The organism is Uliginosibacterium sp. TH139 (assembly GCF_002855595.1).
Classification (GTDB): Bacteria; Pseudomonadota; Gammaproteobacteria; order Burkholderiales; family Rhodocyclaceae; genus Uliginosibacterium; species Uliginosibacterium aquaticum.
The window spans coordinates 208,691-225,186 of sequence record NZ_PKRR01000004.1 but is presented as its reverse complement, the minus strand read 5'-3'; the positions used below and the strand labels follow the sequence as shown (position 1 = coordinate 225,186).

Below are 16,496 nucleotides of genomic sequence, written 5' to 3'. Positions count from 1 at the left end.
TCGGCGCCCTGCCCGCACCCCTCACAAGCCGAGCAGGCTCTTGCGGATGAAGAGCGCGTCGCCAGTATGGCCGGGGCCGAAATACACGTTGTTCAGGGTGAAGCCCATTACATCCAGCCAAGCGCATACGCTCTGGAAGGATGCCTGCTTCTCATACATCTCGCCGCGCATCACTTCGGTGAAGATGTAGTTGATCTGCCGCAGCGTCTGCGGCGCACCCACCATGATCCTGAGCTCGGCGCCCTGAGTGTCCATGTAGAGCGTATCAAGCTTGTCCAGCGCATCACCGTGACCGGACTCCCGCACGAAGGCCATGACTTCATCCAGCGTATGCGAGACCAGTTCGACGCTGGTGGGGAATTTCACATAATCGAATACCTGCAGATGCTGCGCCGGCTTGAGGATGCTGCTGCTCATGCCGCCATTGCTGGCGACATGAAAGGTATGCGTCTGCCCGCTCGTGTCAGCACACAAGGCCTGCATGGCGATATAGCCCGGAACCTGGCGACACACGCTCGCCAGGTGGGCAAAAGGCTCCGCCAGGGGCTCGATGAAGAGGCCCGCGCGAATGCCGTTCTCGAGGAAATACTGCATCTCCTGACCATAGCTGGCTCCCACCTGCAGAATGCCAGCAGGGGCAGGCAAGCCCAGAGCCCGGATCGTATCGAACAAGGGCAGGCTCATCTTGTAGGCCTGCGCCGGCACAACGCTTGCGGCCGCCGCCTGCGGCACAACCGGCGCAGTAGCCACGTCAGTGCGTGCCGCCTGCAGCAGCAAGGCGGTGCTCAGAAAGGTGCTGCCCGAAGTGCGCACCACTTTTGAATGCGAAAGGATCAGGAGATCCACCACCGCATCAATCACGCTGGCGGCACTGCGATTGATGTTGCCGTGATAGATGCGGCCACTGCAGTCTTGGGTCGGATCCATCCAGTCGCCCGGATTGAGCTTTTCCACATAAGCCTGTTTGGCATGCACGGCCACATTGGCGAGGCTGGCAAACCGCTGCTCGACACCGGCATCGTCCGAGCAGACGAAGAAGCGCCGATCCGGCAAGGATTTGACGAGATTGAAGAGATTCTCGTCGTCCGCCGCATTGGCGCCGAAATCAGTCTTGCGGATCTGGAGACCAAAGAACTCGCCCTGCAAACCTTTTGCAACCAGGAAAGCCTCCGCTCGGCGCTGGATTTCCGGACGAATCTGCAAGGCGCGTACCTGAGCCAGCACCTCGTCCGGCGGCAGGCAGGCGGGAATCAAGGGGGTATAGAGAAACACCGGTTTGTCATCGCCGCTCACACAGGCCAGCAACTCGCTTTCCTGCTCAAAGCCCAGCGGCGAGCGGAAGCTCACACCCTGCTGCAGGTGATCCTCGGTCATCAGATACTGGTACTCGTCCTTCTCGGCCACGAAGCTCGCCAGCTCGCGCTCGATCACCGTCAGCGGGCTATCAAAGAGTTCGCCAAAGCGCGCCCCGCACCAGTTGTTGACCGGCCATACCACCTCCAGCGGCAAATCCGCACGACGCGCCAGGATCAGGCCGGTGACCAGCGCATTGAAGCGATTGCCAAAGCCGCCATCGCAATAGCAGACCAAGCGCCGCACCGGGATGGCAGGCGCGGGCGCAGCGACACTCGATGCGGACGCTGCAGACGGTTCGGCAGGCATGGCGTCAGCGCTGCGGAACAGGCGCCCCCAGGGCAGGCTAATTTTCATGATGGACCAATCTCCGGAAATGCTGCTCAAGGTGGCGTACGAAGCGCGGGCTGTCGAACAAGGGACCATGTTCGCGCTGCTGCAGCAGGTGTTCGTGCAGGCGTCGACAGGTGGCCGGGTCGTTGGCCAGTTCGATGGCCTTGCGCTCGTAGGCGGGAAAATCCGCACAGATCAGCTCGGGCAAGCCTGCTGCGGTCAGCAAGGCGCCGGCCATGCGCGAGGCAAAGGTCCGCCCGGGGCAAGTCAGCACCGGCAAGCCCGCCCACAACGCATCGTTGGCAGTGGTGCCGGCATTGAAGGGAAAGGTATCGAGGAACAGGTCAGCGGCCATGTAGCGCGCAAGGTAAGCCTCGGGTGCGACACGCGGCGCAAAGATCAGACGGGCCGGATTGATGCCGTGTGCCAGCGCCTCACGACGCAGATTGGCCTCGGCCCACGGATTGTCCGAGAGCAGCCACAGCACTCCATGCGGCACCTGCTGCAGGATGCGCATCCAGACCTCGAACACGGCCGGTGTAAATTTGTAATTGTTGTTGAAGGAGCAGAACACGAAGGCATCCACCGGCAGGCCGCAGCTCTCACGGCTCGGCGGCGGCAGACAGAGCCGCTTGCGGTCACTGACCTGATAGATGTCCGGCATGTACAGCGGCTTTTCGGAGTAGAACGGAGCGCTTTCCTCCGGGATGAGAAAGCGATCAGCAATCACGTAATCGATCGATGGCAGCCCTGTGGTGGCCGGCAGGCCCAGATAGGTGATCTGCACCGGCGCCGGCCGCCAGGCCAGCATGTTGGCGCGCGCACCGAGTGTCTGCCCGTGCAGGTCGATGAGGATATCTATTTCATGTTCGCGGATCAGGCGGGCAGCAGCTTCGTCATCCAGCGTATCGATACGGATGAAATGATCGAAAGCCTTGGCGATACGCTGGCGAATCGGCGAAGCGTCCTCGCGCGTCCAGCAAAATCCGTAGACCTCGAAGTGCTCACGATCATGCAATTCAAATAATTCGACCGTCAGCATCGCTACCGGGTGCAGACAGAAGTCCGACGAGCAGTAGGCCACACGAATCTTGTCATGTGCATAGCGGCTGCCATCCGTAAGCGGAGGCGGTAGCGGCGCAAGTTTCTTGCGCACATAGTTGCGCGCAGCCTCCAGCTGGGCCTGCGGATCATCACTCTGACTGAGCATGGCCAACGCCGAGGTATTCGCACGCATGGCTTCAAGACTCACGCCGGGGATCGCTGAATACACCGGCCAGGCACACTGCCGTGCCCGAATGAAGACCCAGTGGTGCAGCACATCAGGCTGATCGGGCTTGAGTTGAAGGCTGCGTGTGAGGCAATCATGTGCCTCGCCATACTGCTTGGCAGCATCCTGCACGCGCCCGATGTTATTCAGCGCCGAGATCAGCATCTCGCGCTGCTCAGGGTCCTCCGGGTTCACATTGACCGTTACCCAGCGCCACATCTCCAGTGCATCCGCGATGCGCCCAAGCCGCTCCTGCACAATACCCAGATTGAATCGTGGCTGGATGAATCCGGCATCCAGCTCTGCAGCCTTCTGATAGGCAGTCTGGGCAGGCTCCAGATCGCCCGCATTGAGCAAGGCAGAACCCAGATTGAAGTAGACGTATTGCTGACGATCGGAATGATTGCGCTGCAGCCAGGTCTGGTACAGCACGGCCGAGAGTGGGAACAGGCCTTGCGCATCAAAGCCCGCAGCAGCATTGAAGAGCTGCAGCAGATCAAGCTGACCCTGCCAGGCACGCAGCAGCACACTCCCTAAATCTGTTCCAGACTCAGCCACGGCTACATCCTTTCACGGGTAGCCTGCAGATTAATGCCTCCTGGCCTGCTCCCGAAACCGGAATAAACCGGTTTCGGGGTGCCAAATCAGATCATTACTCAGGAATCCAGGGCGGATATCTGAGCCGTCGTCAGGGCGGCGCGCTGGGTTTCGGTCACTGCGGCAGCCTGCGATGCAGTGAGTGCGGTCAGCTGATCCGTATTCAGTGCGCTGATCTGGCCTTCGGTCAGGTTCTGGATCTGCGTAGTGCTGAAGGCCTGCAGCTGGCTGTCGGCCAGATTGGTAATCTGGGTCGTGCTCATCTGCATGAGATCCACCACCTCGATCGCCTGAATCTGGCTGTTGCCAAATGCCGCGAGTTGAGAAGTCGTCAGGCCAGTGATCTGGGTAGCCGTGAGCTGTGCGACTTGCGTCGTGCTCAAAGCGCCAGCCCACGTCGTGGAGAGCGCACCGATCTGCTGGCTGCTTAGTGCCACGAGCTGGCTGGAGTTCAGCGCCGTTTCCTGACCATTGCTCAGCGCATCGATCTGGGCGGTGGTGAGCGAAACCAGATCCGTCGGGTCGATCGCGGTGACCTGACTGGTCGTCAGCGAGGAGACCTGTGCCGTACTCAACGCACCCACCTGAGCCGCTGTGAGCGATTGGATCTGGCTGGTCGTCAGTGCTGCGAGCTGGCCAGCAGCGGAGGTCGTGAGTGCCGCGATCTGCGTGGTGCTCAGAGACTGGATCTGGATCGCCGTCAGGGCCTGCACATCGCCGGTTTCGATCGCGGCAAACTGCGCCGAGGTCAGGGCTCCGAGCTGGTCTGCCGTCAGCGACTGGATCTGGCTCGTGTTCAGCGCCGCAATCTGGGTCGAAGTCAGCACCTGGGTCTGGGCAGTACTCAGGTTGGTGATCTGGAGTGCGGTCAGCGCCTGGATCTGCGAGGAAGTGAGCTGTTGCAGATCGCTGGTTTCGAACGCGCCCAGTTGAGCCACCGTCAGCGAACTGACCTGCGTGGTGTTCAACCCGGAGATCTGGGCCGTGGTCAGCGCGGCAATCTGCGCTGTGGAGAGGCTGCGCACCTGCGCCGTTGTCATGGCGGCCAGGTCGGAGGTTTCGAAGGCAGCGATCTGATCGGAACTCAAAGCGCCAAGCTGCTCTGCGGTGAGCGCCTGGACCTGTGTGGTCGTCAGCGCCTGGATCTGAGCGGAAGTCAGCGCACGGGTCTGAGCCGTGCCCAACGCCTGGATCTGGTTGCCACTCAATACGGCGAGATCGTCCGTCGCCAGTGCGGCGACCTGAGCACTGCTCATGGCGGCGAGCTGCTCGATGGTCAGCGCCTGAGCCTGGGTACTCGTCAGGGCCACGATCTGGGCCGAATCCAGTACCTGGATCTGGGCAGTGGTCATGCCAAGGGTCTGAGCACTGGTCAGTGCGGCCAGCTGGGTCGTTCCCAGCGCATCCGCCCAGTCGCCGGACAGTGCGCCAATCTGAACGCTGGAGAGCACGGCCACCTGGGCGCTGGTCAGCGCCACTTCCTGCGCACTGCTCAGCGCGGTCATCTGGGCGGCGCCCAATACCGCGATGTCCCTGGTCTCTACGGCCACCAGTTGCGTGGTGGTCAGCGCAGCCACTTGCGCCGTTGTAAGCGCGGCGGCCTGGGTCGTTGTCAGCGCCTCGATCTGCGTGGTCTTCAAGGCCTGCACCTGGCCAGTGCCCAGCGCCTGGATCTGCGCGGAGCTCAACGCCTGGAACTGGCTGGTATCGAGTGCGACGAGGTCGGAGGTTTCGATGGCGCCAATCTGGGCCGCAGTGAGGCTGGACACCTGGCTGGTCAGCAGCGCGGCAGCTTGTGTCGTGCCCAAGGCAACAACCTGCGCAGTGCTCAGCGCCTGGATCTGGCTGGAGCCCAGTTGTGTCAGGTCGGCCGTCTGCATTGCCGCCACCTGAGCCGTCGTCATGCTGCCAACCTGAGTCGCGGTCATCGCGCCAGCCTGAGCCGTTGTCATGGCCTCTACCTGAGCGGTGCTCAGGCCCTGGACCTGTGCCGAGCTCAATGCGGCGAAGTCCGCCGTTTCAATGGCCTGGAGCTGAGCCGTGGTGAAGGCCGATACATCGGCGACCTCCATTGCGCGAACCTGTGCAGTGGTCAGTGCGGCAATCTGATCCGTCCTCAAGCCCTGGGCCTGAGTGGTGCTCAAGGCCTGGATCTGGGCACTGGTCAGCCCAGAAACCTGATCCGTGGTGAAGCTTCTGACCTGGCCTACACCCAGCGCTTCCAGATCACGGGTCTCAATAGCCACAAGCTGGGTAGAGCTCAGGGCAGCAATCTGCGCCCCAGTGAGAGCCTTGACCTGATCGGTACTCAGGGACTGAATCTGGGCCGTTGTAAGGCCTGCGATCTGCTCAGCCGAGAGATTGCGGATCTGTGTGGTACTCAGCAGCGCCAGATCAGAGGTTTCAAGTGCCCCAACCTGAGCGGAACTCAAGGCGCCCAACTGCTCAGCCGTCAGCGCTTGAACCTGTGTGCTGCTCAAGGCAACGATCTGCCGGGTATCCAGCGCACCAATCTGATCAGCATTCAGGGTGACCAGATCACGCGTTTCCAGCGCGCGCACCTGAGCGCTGCTCAGGGCTGCAATCTGGGCGGTCGTCAAAGCTGTCGCCTGGGCCGTCGTCAAACCGGCGATCTGCGCGGTGGAGAATGCGGCAAGCTGCGCGGTACTCATGGCAGCAAGGTCATTGAGTTCCAGTGCTGCAATCTGGCTGGTGCCCATGGCCTGGATCTGGGCGCTGCTCAAAGCAGCAACCTGGGTTTCTTCCAGACCCACAACCTGCAGGGTCGTCAGGGCAGCCACCTGGGCCGTCGACAACCTGGAAATTTGCGTGCTGCTCACCGCAGCCAGATCATCCGCCTCGATCGAGCGGATCTGATCGGTGCTCAAGGCCGCGACCTGAGCACTCGTCAGGCTGGCAATCTGGTCTGCACTGAAGTTCCTGATCTGGGTGCTGCTCAACGCCCCGATGTCTGCCGTTTCAATCGCCACCACCTGATCCGTGGACATGGCATTGATATGCTCGGCACTCAGCGCTCCGATCTGTGCAGAGGAGAGAATGCGGATCTGGCTGGTCGTCAAGGCAGCCACCTGCCCTGCTGCGAGTTGCGACACCTGCGTCGTGGTGAGCGCAGCCAGGTCAGCCGTCTCGAGGGCCAGCAGCTGGGCTGTGGTGAGCGCATTGGTCTGGTTGGTCGTCAGCGAAGCAATCTGGCCGGTCGTCAGTGCGCGAATCTGGGTGCTATCGAGTGCCTGAACCTGGGCACTGGTGAGCCCCTGCAATTCAGTGGTGGTCAGCGAAGCAATCTGCTGGGTGCCCAATGCAGCGACCTGGGTTGTCGTCAAACCAGCCAGCTGAACAGAACTCAGCGCGGCAAGATCACGGGTTTCCATCGCTGCAATCTGGGTAGTCCCCAGACCCACCGTCTGCGCAGTGCCCAAGGCAGCGGCCTGGGCCGTAGTCAATGCCTTGATCTGGCCGGTGCTCAGCGCAGCAACCTGGGCCGAGGTCAAGCCGCGAATCTGCGAAGTCTGGAGTCCTGCCACCTGGGAAGTAGAGAGCGCATTCACCTGCGTAGTCGACAGATTAGCCAGCTGCTCGGTGCTCAGCGCGGCCACATCTGCCGTTTCCAGCGCAGCGAACTGGGCGGTCGTCAGCGCCGCCAGCTGATCAGACCCCAGCCCACTCATCTGGGTAGTGGTCAGCGCCTGGAGTTGAGCGCTGCTCAAGCCCCGTACCTGATCAGTGCTCAGCCGCCCGATCTGGGTAGTGCTGAGCGCAGCAATCTGGGTGCTGCTCAAGCCGCCCAGCTGAGCCGTCGTCAGGCTGGCCAGTTGTGCGGTGGTCAGATTCGTAAGATCGCCGGTTTCAAAGCCCGTCATCTGGGCCGAACGCAAGGCAGACAGCTGCTCCGTCGTCATCGAAGTAATCTGGCTGGACGACAAGGCTGCGATCTGACCGGTCGTGAGCGCCTGAATCTGGGCACTCGTCAGGTTGTTCAACTGCTCGGAGCTCAAGGAGGCGATCTGGCTCGTTGCGAGCGTTGCAACCCAGCTTGCAGACAGTGAGCCGATCTGGTCACTCGTCAAAGCGCCCACCTGCTGGCTGGTGAGTGCACGCTCCTGAGTATTGGTCAGCGCGGCAATCTGCTGAGAACTCATGGCCTGCAGGTCAGCGGTCTCAAGCGCGGCAACCTGAGCCGTACTCAGCCCGGCAATCTGCCCGGTCGTCAGGGCGGTGATCTGATCACTGGTAAGCGCCTGCATCTGAGCTGTCGTGAAGCCCCGCACCTTGGTGGCGCTCAAAGCCGCCAGATCCCCGGTACCGATGGCCCCGATCTGGGCAGAATCAAGTGCGGCAAGCTGAGCCGAACTCATGGCGGACATCTGCGCGCTCGTCAGGGCACTGACCTGCTCGGTCGTCATTGCGCGGATCTGTGAGGTGACAAAACCCTGCACCTGGCTCTGGCTCATGGCGCCAAGTTCGTCCACCGTCATGGCGCGAATCTGATCCGTGCGCAGTGAGCCCACCTGTGCGGCACTCAAAGCCGTGATCTGGGAGGAGTCCAACCCGGAGAACTGATCCGTCGTCAGTACGTTCAGCTGCGCAGTTGTCATGCTGCGGATCTGCACCCGGCTCATCGCCGAGAGATCCTCGGAGTTGAGCGCTGCAATCTGATCCGTCTTCAAGGCGCTAATCTGAGCGGCACCAAGACCTGCGACCTGAGCTGAGGTCAGTGAAGCCACCTGATCAGTCGAGAGCTGGCGCAGCTGCGCCGTCGTCAGGCTCCGCAACTGCGTGGCATTCATGACCGAAAGATCGGCGGTTTCGAGGCCAGCCAGCTGCGCCGAGCTCAGCACGCTGATCTGCTCTTCATTCAGCCCGGTGATCTGGCTGGTCGTCAATGCGGCCAGCTGGGTTGCACTCATTGCCTTGAACTGTGCGGTCGTCAAGGATGTCAGATCATCGGTCGCCAGAGCTGCGATCTGGGTAGTCGAAAAAGAGCTGATCTGCTTGGCACTCATGGCCCTGAACTGATCGGTCGTCAGTGACTCGATCTGATCGGACGTGAGCCCAGCCAGCTGAGTAGTGGTCAAACCCTGAATCTGATTGGTCTTCAACGCCCCCAGCTGGTCCGTCCCCAGCGCGCTGAGTTGGTCAGAATTCAGCCCGGCAAGCTGGGTTGCGGACAACAATCGCAGATCGCTGGTTTCAATTGCAGCGATCTGACTCGAATTGAGCCCTCCCAGCTGAGTAGCCGAAAGGTTGCTGAACTGAGCAGTCGTCAGGCTCTGAATCTGCTCAGTTGAGAAGCCCGCAAATTGCGAAGCATCCAGGCCCTTGATCTGAAGGGCGGTAAGACTCTGAATCTGGGTCGAACTCAAAGCGCTCAGCTGATCCGTCGAGAGCTTCTGGATCTGGGTTGCCGTCAGGGCAACCAGATCACGTGTCTCGATCGCACTGACCTGCCCCGTGCTCAGCCCCGACAATTGGGAGGTGGTCAAACCAGCGATCTGCATGGCCGTGAAGGCCACGATCTGACTCGTGGTCAGGGTGCCGACCTGGCTGGCATCCCATCCGCGCAATTGCGTAGCGCTCAGCATCGAGAAATCGCGGGTTTCCATCGCCACGATCTGATCGGATGACATGGCAGAAACCTGGGTCGCAGACAGACTCTGTACCTGCACCGAGTTCAGTGCTTCGATCTGGCCCGTCGTCAACGCCTGGATATGGCTGCTCGTCAGCCCCTTGATCTGCGCGCCTGAAAGGGCCGCAAACTGCTGTGTGCCGAGGGCAGACACCTGCTCATTGGTCAGACTTGCAATCTGCGTGGCAGACAGGGCGGACAGATCCCGAGTTTCCATCGCCGCGATCTGGGTGCTGCTCAAAGCACGTACCTGGGCGGAACTCAATGCGGCAACCTGGGTAGCCTGCAAGGCCTGGATCTGTGTGGTGCTCAGCGCAGCGAGCTGATCCGTTTTCAAACTGCTGATCTGGGTTGCAAGCAGCGCGGCCAGATCCTGTGTTTCAAGGGCCGACACCTGTGCCGTCGTGAGCGCTTTGAGCTGATTCGCACTAAAGCTGGCCAACTGGCCAGAAGTCATTGCCGCCACTTGGGCCGACGACAAGGATTCGATTTGCTCGGTTGTCAGCCCCTTGAGCTGCGATACAGCCAGTGCGCCAACGTCCTGCGTCTTCATGGCCTGAATCTGCTCCGGCGAGAGCACCTGGATCTGGGCCTGGGTGAGACTGGCAGCCTGCTGCGTCGTCAAAGCCGCAATCTGGGATTCCGACAAGGCACTGATCTGGTTGGTCTTCAGTGCCTGGATCTGGGTTGCCGTCAAAGCACTGAAGTCACTAGTCTCCAACGCATTGAGCTGGTCTTCGGACAAGGTCTGGACCTGGCTAACAGTCAGATTCCTCACCTGGGCCGTGGTCAGCGCCGCAACCTGTTCAGCCCCCAGAGAAGCCACCTGCCCTGTTGTCAAAACCTTGATTTGCGAAGTCGACAGGGCGGAAATCTGCGTGGTGGAGAAGGAGCCGATCTGCTCGGCAGAGAAGCCAGCGACCTGTGTGGCACTCAAAGACCGGATTTGACTCGTACCAAACCCGACAATCTGATCCACCGTCAGCCCGCGCAATTGCGTCACCGACAGGGCCGCCAGATCGCGGGTTTCCATGGCGGCTATCTGATCGGAACTCAGGGAGCTGAGTTGCTCAACCGTCATGCCCTGAAACTGGGTTTGAGTCAGCGACTGAATCTGTCCACTGGTGAAACCCACCACGTTGTAAGGGGTGAACGCAGCAACCTGGGCCCCGGTCAGGGTCACCAGATCCTGGGTTTCCATCGCCGCAATCTGCTCTGCGCTGAAGGCACCGATCTGGGTTTGGGAAAGCGCCTTGAAATCCGCGGTCGTGAGTGCGGCCACCTGGGTTGTGGTCAGTGCGGCTATCTGTGAGGCCGACAGTCCGGTAACGGTTGGCATGGCTAACTCCTGACGGAAATGCGTTTCTCTAGTTTTATAGGTTCCAGTCAGCAGCAAGCCGCTTCAGTCGGAGCCCGATGCGTTCTGTAACGGCGAGTCAGAACAAAGGTTTAGCAAATTTTTGCAAGTTTTTGCCTACGTGGAGCGGCATGTGAGCCGGCTAAATGCCCCCCATTTCTGCTGTTTGGGCCAGGCTGCAGGATCTGCCCAAAGCTCCTGCCAAGCCCTTACAATGCAGCCATGCCCCAGCTAGACAAACGTGCCCAACTCCTGCTGAAAACGCTCGTCGAACGCTATATCGCCGAGGGTCAACCCGTAGGTTCGCGCGTGCTCTCCAAGCAGTCCGGGCTGGAACTCTCGCCCGCTACGATCCGCAACGTGATGTCGGATCTGGAAGAGCTGGGCCTGATCACCAGCCCACATACCTCTGCCGGTCGCATCCCTACCGCACGTGGCTATCGTCTGTTCGTGGACACCCTGCTTACCGTCAAACCGCTGGCGCAGACCGAAGTTCGCGAACTTCAACACCACATCCATCCGGACGAGCCACGCCGCGTACTCTCTGCAGCTTCCAGCCTGCTCTCGGAGTTGACCAGCTTTGCCGGCATCGTCGCCGCGCCACGCCGCGAAGCCACCAAAATCCGCCAGATCGAGTTCGTGAGCCTGTCGGACACCCGCGTGCTGCTGATCATCGTGGCTATGAGCGGCGATGTGCAGAATCGCATCCTGTTCACCCAACGCGCCTACACAGCCTCCGAACTCGTCACCGCTGCGAATTACCTGAACCACCATTGCGCCGGGCTGGCTTTTGGCGAAATGGTCGATCACCTGCGCGGTGAGCTGGTGCAGCTGCAGCAGAACATGAGCGAGCTGATGTCGGCCGCCATTACTGTTGGCCAGGAAGCCATGGAGGAACAGAACTCGGGCTATCTGATCACCGGCGAACGCAAGCTATTGGAAGTGGATGACATTTCCTCCAACATGAACCGCCTGCGCGAGCTGTTCCGAATGTTCGAGCAGAAGTCTGGCCTGGTGCAGTTGCTGGATATTTCCAATCGCGCCGAGGGCGTGCAGCTCTTCATCGGCGGCGAATCCGGCATCAGCCCGCTGGACGAATGCAGTGTGGTCACCGCGCCTTACGAGGTCGACGGCCAGGTCGTCGGCACCGTGGCTGTGATCGGCCCGCAGCGCATGGCTTACGAACGCGTCATCCCGATTGTGGACATCACAGCACGACTGCTTTCCAGCGCCTTGTCGAGCAACACCTGACTCCCCGCGAAAACGCCAAACTCCGGCAACTGCCGGCATAAAGGCAATCGATTGCACAGGATCACCATGCCCCGCTTTCTGCAAGAGCCTGAATTCACGCATGGCAGCACACCACGTACCGGCGTGCTGCTGATCAATCTCGGCACTCCGGCCGCGCCGACTGCCAAGGCAGTGCGCCCCTATCTGAAGCAGTTCCTCTCCGACCCGCGTGTGGTCGAAATTCCGCGCGCGCTATGGTGGTTAATCCTCAACGGCATCATCCTCAATACTCGCCCCAAAAAGTCAGCCGCAAAGTACGCCACGGTGTGGAGCAAGGAAGGCTCGCCGTTGCGGGTTCATACGGAAAAACAAGCCAAGCTGCTCGCCGGCTACCTGCTGCAGGCGGGGCATCCGGACGTTCAGGTCGACTGGGCCATGCGCTACGGTCAGCCAGACGTGGAGGGGGCGCTGATGCGCCTCAAGGCGCGTGGCTGCAGCCGAATACTGGTGCTGCCGCTCTATCCGCAATATGCCGCCAGCACCACCGCCAGTGCCTTCGATGCAGTGGCTGCAGCCGGGATGAAGATCCGCAATCTGCCCGAGCTGCGCTTCGTGCGAAGCTTCCATGACCATCCTGACTACATCCGTGCGCTGGGTCAGCGCATCGCCGCGCACTGGCAACAGCATGGCATGCCGGACAAGCTCGTAATGAGCTTCCATGGCACGCCGCGTTTCTCGCTCGACAAAGGCGACCCCTACCACTGCGAGTGCCACAAGACCGCGCGCCTACTGGCCGAATACCTCTCGCTCAAGCCCGAGCAATACCTCGTCACCTTCCAGTCCCGCTTCGGTCGCGCCGAATGGCTGCAGCCCTATACCGAACCCAGCCTGCAGAAACTAGCCAAGGAAGGCGTGAAGAGCGTGGACGTGGTCTGCCCCGGCTTCGTGTCCGACTGCCTCGAAACCCTTGAAGAAATCGCCCTGGAATGCAAAGCCGCTTTTCTGAACGCCGGCGGTAAGGAATTCCGCTACGTGCCCTGCCTCAATGAAGAGCCAGACTTCATCGGTGCATTACGCAACATTGCCCGCAGCCACATGCAGGACTGGCTTGCCACGCCAGCCCCATCCCCCACCACCCTCGCCGCCAGCAAAGCCTGCGCTCACGCTCTGGGAGCCACACAATGATGACCCTGCTGCGCTGGGCGCTGAATGCCGTCGCCCTGATGCTTGTGCCCGAGCTTGTCAGCAGCATTCAGGTGAGCAGCTACACCGCCGCATTGATCGCCGCCATCATCATCGGCCTTCTGAACGCGCTGGTGCGCCCGATCCTGATTCTGCTGACCCTGCCAATCACCGCGCTGACGCTTGGCTTCTTCATCCTCGTCATCAACGCCCTGCTGTTCTGGCTTGCTTCCGAGCTCGTCGGCGGCTTCCAGGTGGGCGGTTTCTGGTCCGCGATGTGGGGTGCACTGATCTATAGCCTGCTGACCTGGCTGGTCAGCCTGGCGCTGGGCGAAAAGCCATCGCAGCGCAGAGGCGGGCCGCGCCTGTGAGCCGAGCCGACCTGCTGGCCGCCGTGCAGTCCGAAGAGCGCGGCGATCTCGAAGCCGCAGTAGCGGCATATGCAAACATACTTGAACAGCAACCCGACTGCGTCGAAGCGCTCAGCAACCTAGGCGCCATCTGCGTGCGCGCCGGCCAGCCCGAGGAAGCCCTCAATTTCTACACGCAGGCCCTGAGCCACCAACCCGGCTTCCGCCCGGCACGCATGAACCTGGCCCGTACACTGGCTCAGCTTGGCCGGACCGATGAAGCCGACATGCACTACCGTCAGGCCTTGGCACAAGAAGCCAGCCCCGCCCTGCAGGTGGAGCGCCTGCAGCAGCTCGTGGCCGCAGGCCGCCTGCAGCAGGCCCGCGCGAAAGCCGAGACGGCCTGCGCCAGCTCGCCGGAGGAAGCCGGCCTCTGGCAGGTCGCGGGCAACGCCCGGCTCTACCTGAATCAGCCCGAGGCCGCCGAGGCCGCCTACCGTCGGGCACTGGAGATAGATGACTCCGCCCGGGCGCGTGCCAACCTCGCCATGGCCCTGCTCGCCCAGGGCCGCTTCGCTGAGGCCTGGCCTTATTACGAAGCCCGTCATGACAGCAGCCTGCCGGCCCATGACGCCGTACGCTTTACCGACTATCCATGGCCACGCTGGCAAGGCGAAGCGCTGGCAGGCAAGCGCATCCTGCTGATGGGGGAACAGGGACTGGGCGACCAGATCCAGTTCGCCCGCTTCATCGAACCGCTGGCGGCCAGCGGCGCACACGTCGATCTGGTCTGCCGCGCCGGCCTGCGCGGCCTGCTGGGCACCGCGCCGGGACTGCAAGCCTGTCATGCCGAAGCACCCGTAGCAGAGCACTTCGACTACTGGTCGCCACTGCTGAGCCTGCCACTTCATCTGGACGACAAGAACCCGCTGCGAACCTGGCAATATCCCTATCTGCAGGCAGCACCGGAGAAGCGCCAGCACTGGCGCAAACAGCTTGCCGAATGGGCCGGGCAAAAGAAAAAGATCGGCGTAGCCTGGCGCGGTGCGGCGGGCAATGCCAGCAACCGCATGCGCTCCATCACCACGGAAGAAATTCTCGAACTGCCGCGCCGGCTCGGCGCACAGGCCATGTTCTTCAGCCTGCAGAAAGATGACGCCAGCTCAGGCGAACTGGATCAGCTCTGCCGCGGCGGCATCATTCCGCTGGGCGACATGCAGCAGGACTTTTCCGACACCGCCGCGCTGGCCTGCGAGCTGGACCTGATCATCGCGGTGGACACCTCGGTCGCCCACGCCGCAGGCGCACTGGGTTGCCCCGTGCACATCCTGCTCGTGCCGGGCCTCGAATGGCGCTGGGGCAAGCCCGGCAGCCCGAGCTGCGCGCTCTACCCGAGCGCTCGACTGCACTGGAAGGACAGCGCTGAAGGCAGTTGGAAACCGCTCCTCTCACAGCTGTGCGAGGAACTGTCGCAAAGCTGGGCTCAGAACTCGTCCGCGTAGCGATTGGTGATCGGGCAGCGCCAGTCGCGGCCGAAGCCACGCTGGGTCACGCGAATGCCCACCGGCGCCTGACGACGCTTGTACTCATTGCGCCGCAACATGCCGATCACGCGGCGCACGTCGTGCTCCGAATATCCGGCGGCAATGATATCGCGCGGCGACTCGTTGCGCTCCATGTAGGCTTCGATGATCGCGTCGAGCACCTCATACGGCGGCAGGGAGTCCTGATCCTTCTGATCGGGCTTCAGCTCGGCGGAAGGCGCACGCGTGAGGATGTTCTCGGGGATCACCCGAGAAATGCTGTTGCGATATTCGCACAGGCGATAGATGAAGGTCTTGAGGATGTCCTTGATCACCGCGAAACCGCCGGCCATGTCGCCATACAGCGTAGCGTAACCCACCGCCATCTCGCTCTTGTTGCCGGTGGTCAGCACGATGCTGCCGAACTTGTTGGAGAGCGCCATCAGGCTCATGCCACGGATGCGCGCCTGCAGGTTTTCTTCCGTCGTATCCGCGCCGCGGCCCTCGAACAAGGGCGTCAGCATGGTCTCGAAAGTGTCCATGGCCGGCTGGATTGCCAGCTCGTCATAACGCACGCCCAGGAGCTTCACCATCTCGCGCGAATCGTCGAGACTCATCTGCGCCGTGTAGGGTGAAGGCATCATCACCGCGCGCACCTTGTCAGCACCCAGCGCATCGACAGCAATGGCCAGAGTCAGGGCCGAATCCACGCCACCGGAGAGGCCCAGCAGCGCGCCCGGGAAACGATTCTTGCCAATATAGTCGCGCACGCCGAGCTTCAAGGCCTCATACACTTCGGCTTCCACCGAAGGCCGCGGCACCTTCACACTGCTCGCGAACTTGCCCCCCGCGAAGTCGACGATATCCACGCGCGCCTCGAAGGCCGGCGCCTGATAGCTCAGCGCGCCATTCGCATCCAGCGCGAAGGAGCCGCCGTCGAAGACCAGTTCGTCCTGCCCGCCGACGAGGTTGCAGTAGAGCACGCCGATGCCAGCCTCCTGCACCCGCTCGCGCAGCACCTCGTGGCGCTGAGCCTGCTTCTCCATGTGGTAAGGCGACGCGTTCAGCACCAGCAGCACTTCGGCGCCCGCGGCCCGCGCCGCGGCGGCCGTGCCGGCCTCCCACACGTCGGCACAAATGTTGATGCCTACCTTCACGCCCTGCACCTCGACCACGCAGGCGTCCTCACCGGGGGCGAAGTAGCGCACTTCGTCGAACACTTCGTAGTTCGGCAGACGATTCTTGCGATAGCTCGCCAGCACCTTGCCATCGCGCAGCAGCGACGCCGCGTTATAGGCCTCGCCATCGGCAAACAGCGGATGGCCGACCAGCACATCGATGCCGGCACAGGCCTCGGCCAGCGCGCTCAATTCGCGCTCGCTGGCAAAGTAGAAGTCCTCGCGCAGCAGCAGGTCTTCCGGCGGATAGCCACACAGCGCCAGTTCCGGTGTCAGCACAAGATGGGCACCTGCTGCGCGCGCAGACAAAGCTGCCTCACGGATCAGGGCCGCATTGCCGGCGAGATCGCCCACGGTGCAATTGAGCTGGGCGACGGCGATTCGAAGAGTCATTTTCGGTGAAGATCAGCGTGGAACCAGGGCGGAACTATAGCGCGCCTGCTGCCCGCCCAAAAGCATAAAGCCGGCCCTTCGAA

Annotated in this window: 8 protein-coding genes; 4 read left to right on the top strand and 4 right to left on the bottom strand. The window is 61.8% G+C overall.

The window, feature by feature from the left end:
• Positions 1 to 21: 21 nt before the first annotated feature.
• From C0V76_RS10865 to C0V76_RS10855, 3 genes are all read right to left on the bottom strand, one after another.
• The gene (locus C0V76_RS10865) at positions 22 to 1,710 is read right to left on the bottom strand and encodes an FkbM family methyltransferase (protein WP_158239214.1); all 1,689 of its coding nucleotides are present in this window, start codon (positions 1,708 to 1,710) and stop codon (positions 22 to 24) included.
• Positions 1,700 to 3,514, bottom strand: a complete 1,815-nt coding sequence (locus tag C0V76_RS10860; RefSeq protein ID WP_101942774.1) for a hypothetical protein — start codon at positions 3,512 to 3,514, stop codon at positions 1,700 to 1,702. The genes C0V76_RS10865 and C0V76_RS10860 overlap by 11 nt, the downstream gene beginning before the upstream one ends.
• 98 nt (positions 3,515 to 3,612) lie before the next feature.
• On the bottom strand, positions 3,613 to 10,539 hold the full coding sequence (locus C0V76_RS10855) for an S-layer family protein (RefSeq protein WP_101942424.1): 6,927 nt from the start codon (positions 10,537 to 10,539) through the stop codon (positions 3,613 to 3,615).
• A 240-nt stretch (positions 10,540 to 10,779) separates the two neighbouring features.
• Here C0V76_RS10855 and hrcA point away from each other — a divergent pair, with 240 nt between their 5' ends.
• The 4 genes from hrcA to C0V76_RS10835 all read left to right on the top strand — a co-directional run bounded on the left by hrcA (position 10,780) and on the right by C0V76_RS10835 (position 14,821).
• Complete coding sequence (gene hrcA / locus C0V76_RS10850) at positions 10,780 to 11,808, top strand: heat-inducible transcriptional repressor HrcA (protein WP_101942423.1); 1,029 nt, start codon at positions 10,780 to 10,782, stop codon at positions 11,806 to 11,808.
• 66 nt (positions 11,809 to 11,874) lie between these two features.
• A complete protein-coding gene (gene hemH / locus C0V76_RS10845; protein WP_101942422.1) occupies positions 11,875 to 12,972 on the top strand; it encodes a ferrochelatase in 1,098 nt (365 codons plus the stop codon).
• Positions 12,969 to 13,340, top strand: coding sequence for a phage holin family protein (locus C0V76_RS10840; protein ID WP_101942421.1), 372 nt, complete (start codon positions 12,969 to 12,971; stop codon positions 13,338 to 13,340). Before hemH ends, C0V76_RS10840 begins: the two co-directional genes overlap by 4 nt.
• On the top strand, positions 13,337 to 14,821 hold the full coding sequence (locus C0V76_RS10835; protein ID WP_101942420.1) for a tetratricopeptide repeat protein: 1,485 nt from the start codon (positions 13,337 to 13,339) through the stop codon (positions 14,819 to 14,821). Before C0V76_RS10840 ends, C0V76_RS10835 begins: the two co-directional genes overlap by 4 nt.
• On the opposite strand, the gene C0V76_RS10830 is transcribed toward C0V76_RS10835, so the two are convergent.
• On the bottom strand, positions 14,803 to 16,413 hold the full coding sequence (locus C0V76_RS10830; protein WP_101942419.1) for an NAD+ synthase: 1,611 nt from the start codon (positions 16,411 to 16,413) through the stop codon (positions 14,803 to 14,805). The two genes, C0V76_RS10835 and C0V76_RS10830, sit on opposite strands and share 19 nt — an antisense overlap.
• Between the last annotated feature and the right edge of the window lie 83 nt (positions 16,414 to 16,496).

Excerpts from the sequence above, each read along its gene's own strand:
- hrcA (WP_101942423.1), top strand. The coding sequence starts at position 10,780 with ATGCCCCAGCTAGACAAACGTGCCCAACTCCTGCTGAAAACGCTCGTC.
- C0V76_RS10865 (WP_158239214.1), bottom strand. The coding sequence starts at position 1,710 with ATGAAAATTAGCCTGCCCTGGGGGCGCCTGTTCCGCAGCGCTGACGCC.
- hemH (WP_101942422.1), top strand. The coding sequence starts at position 11,875 with ATGCCCCGCTTTCTGCAAGAGCCTGAATTCACGCATGGCAGCACACCA.
- C0V76_RS10840 (WP_101942421.1), top strand. The coding sequence starts at position 12,969 with ATGATGACCCTGCTGCGCTGGGCGCTGAATGCCGTCGCCCTGATGCTT.
- C0V76_RS10830 (WP_101942419.1), bottom strand. The coding sequence starts at position 16,413 with ATGACTCTTCGAATCGCCGTCGCCCAGCTCAATTGCACCGTGGGCGAT.
- C0V76_RS10855 (WP_101942424.1), bottom strand. The coding sequence starts at position 10,539 with ATGCCAACCGTTACCGGACTGTCGGCCTCACAGATAGCCGCACTGACC.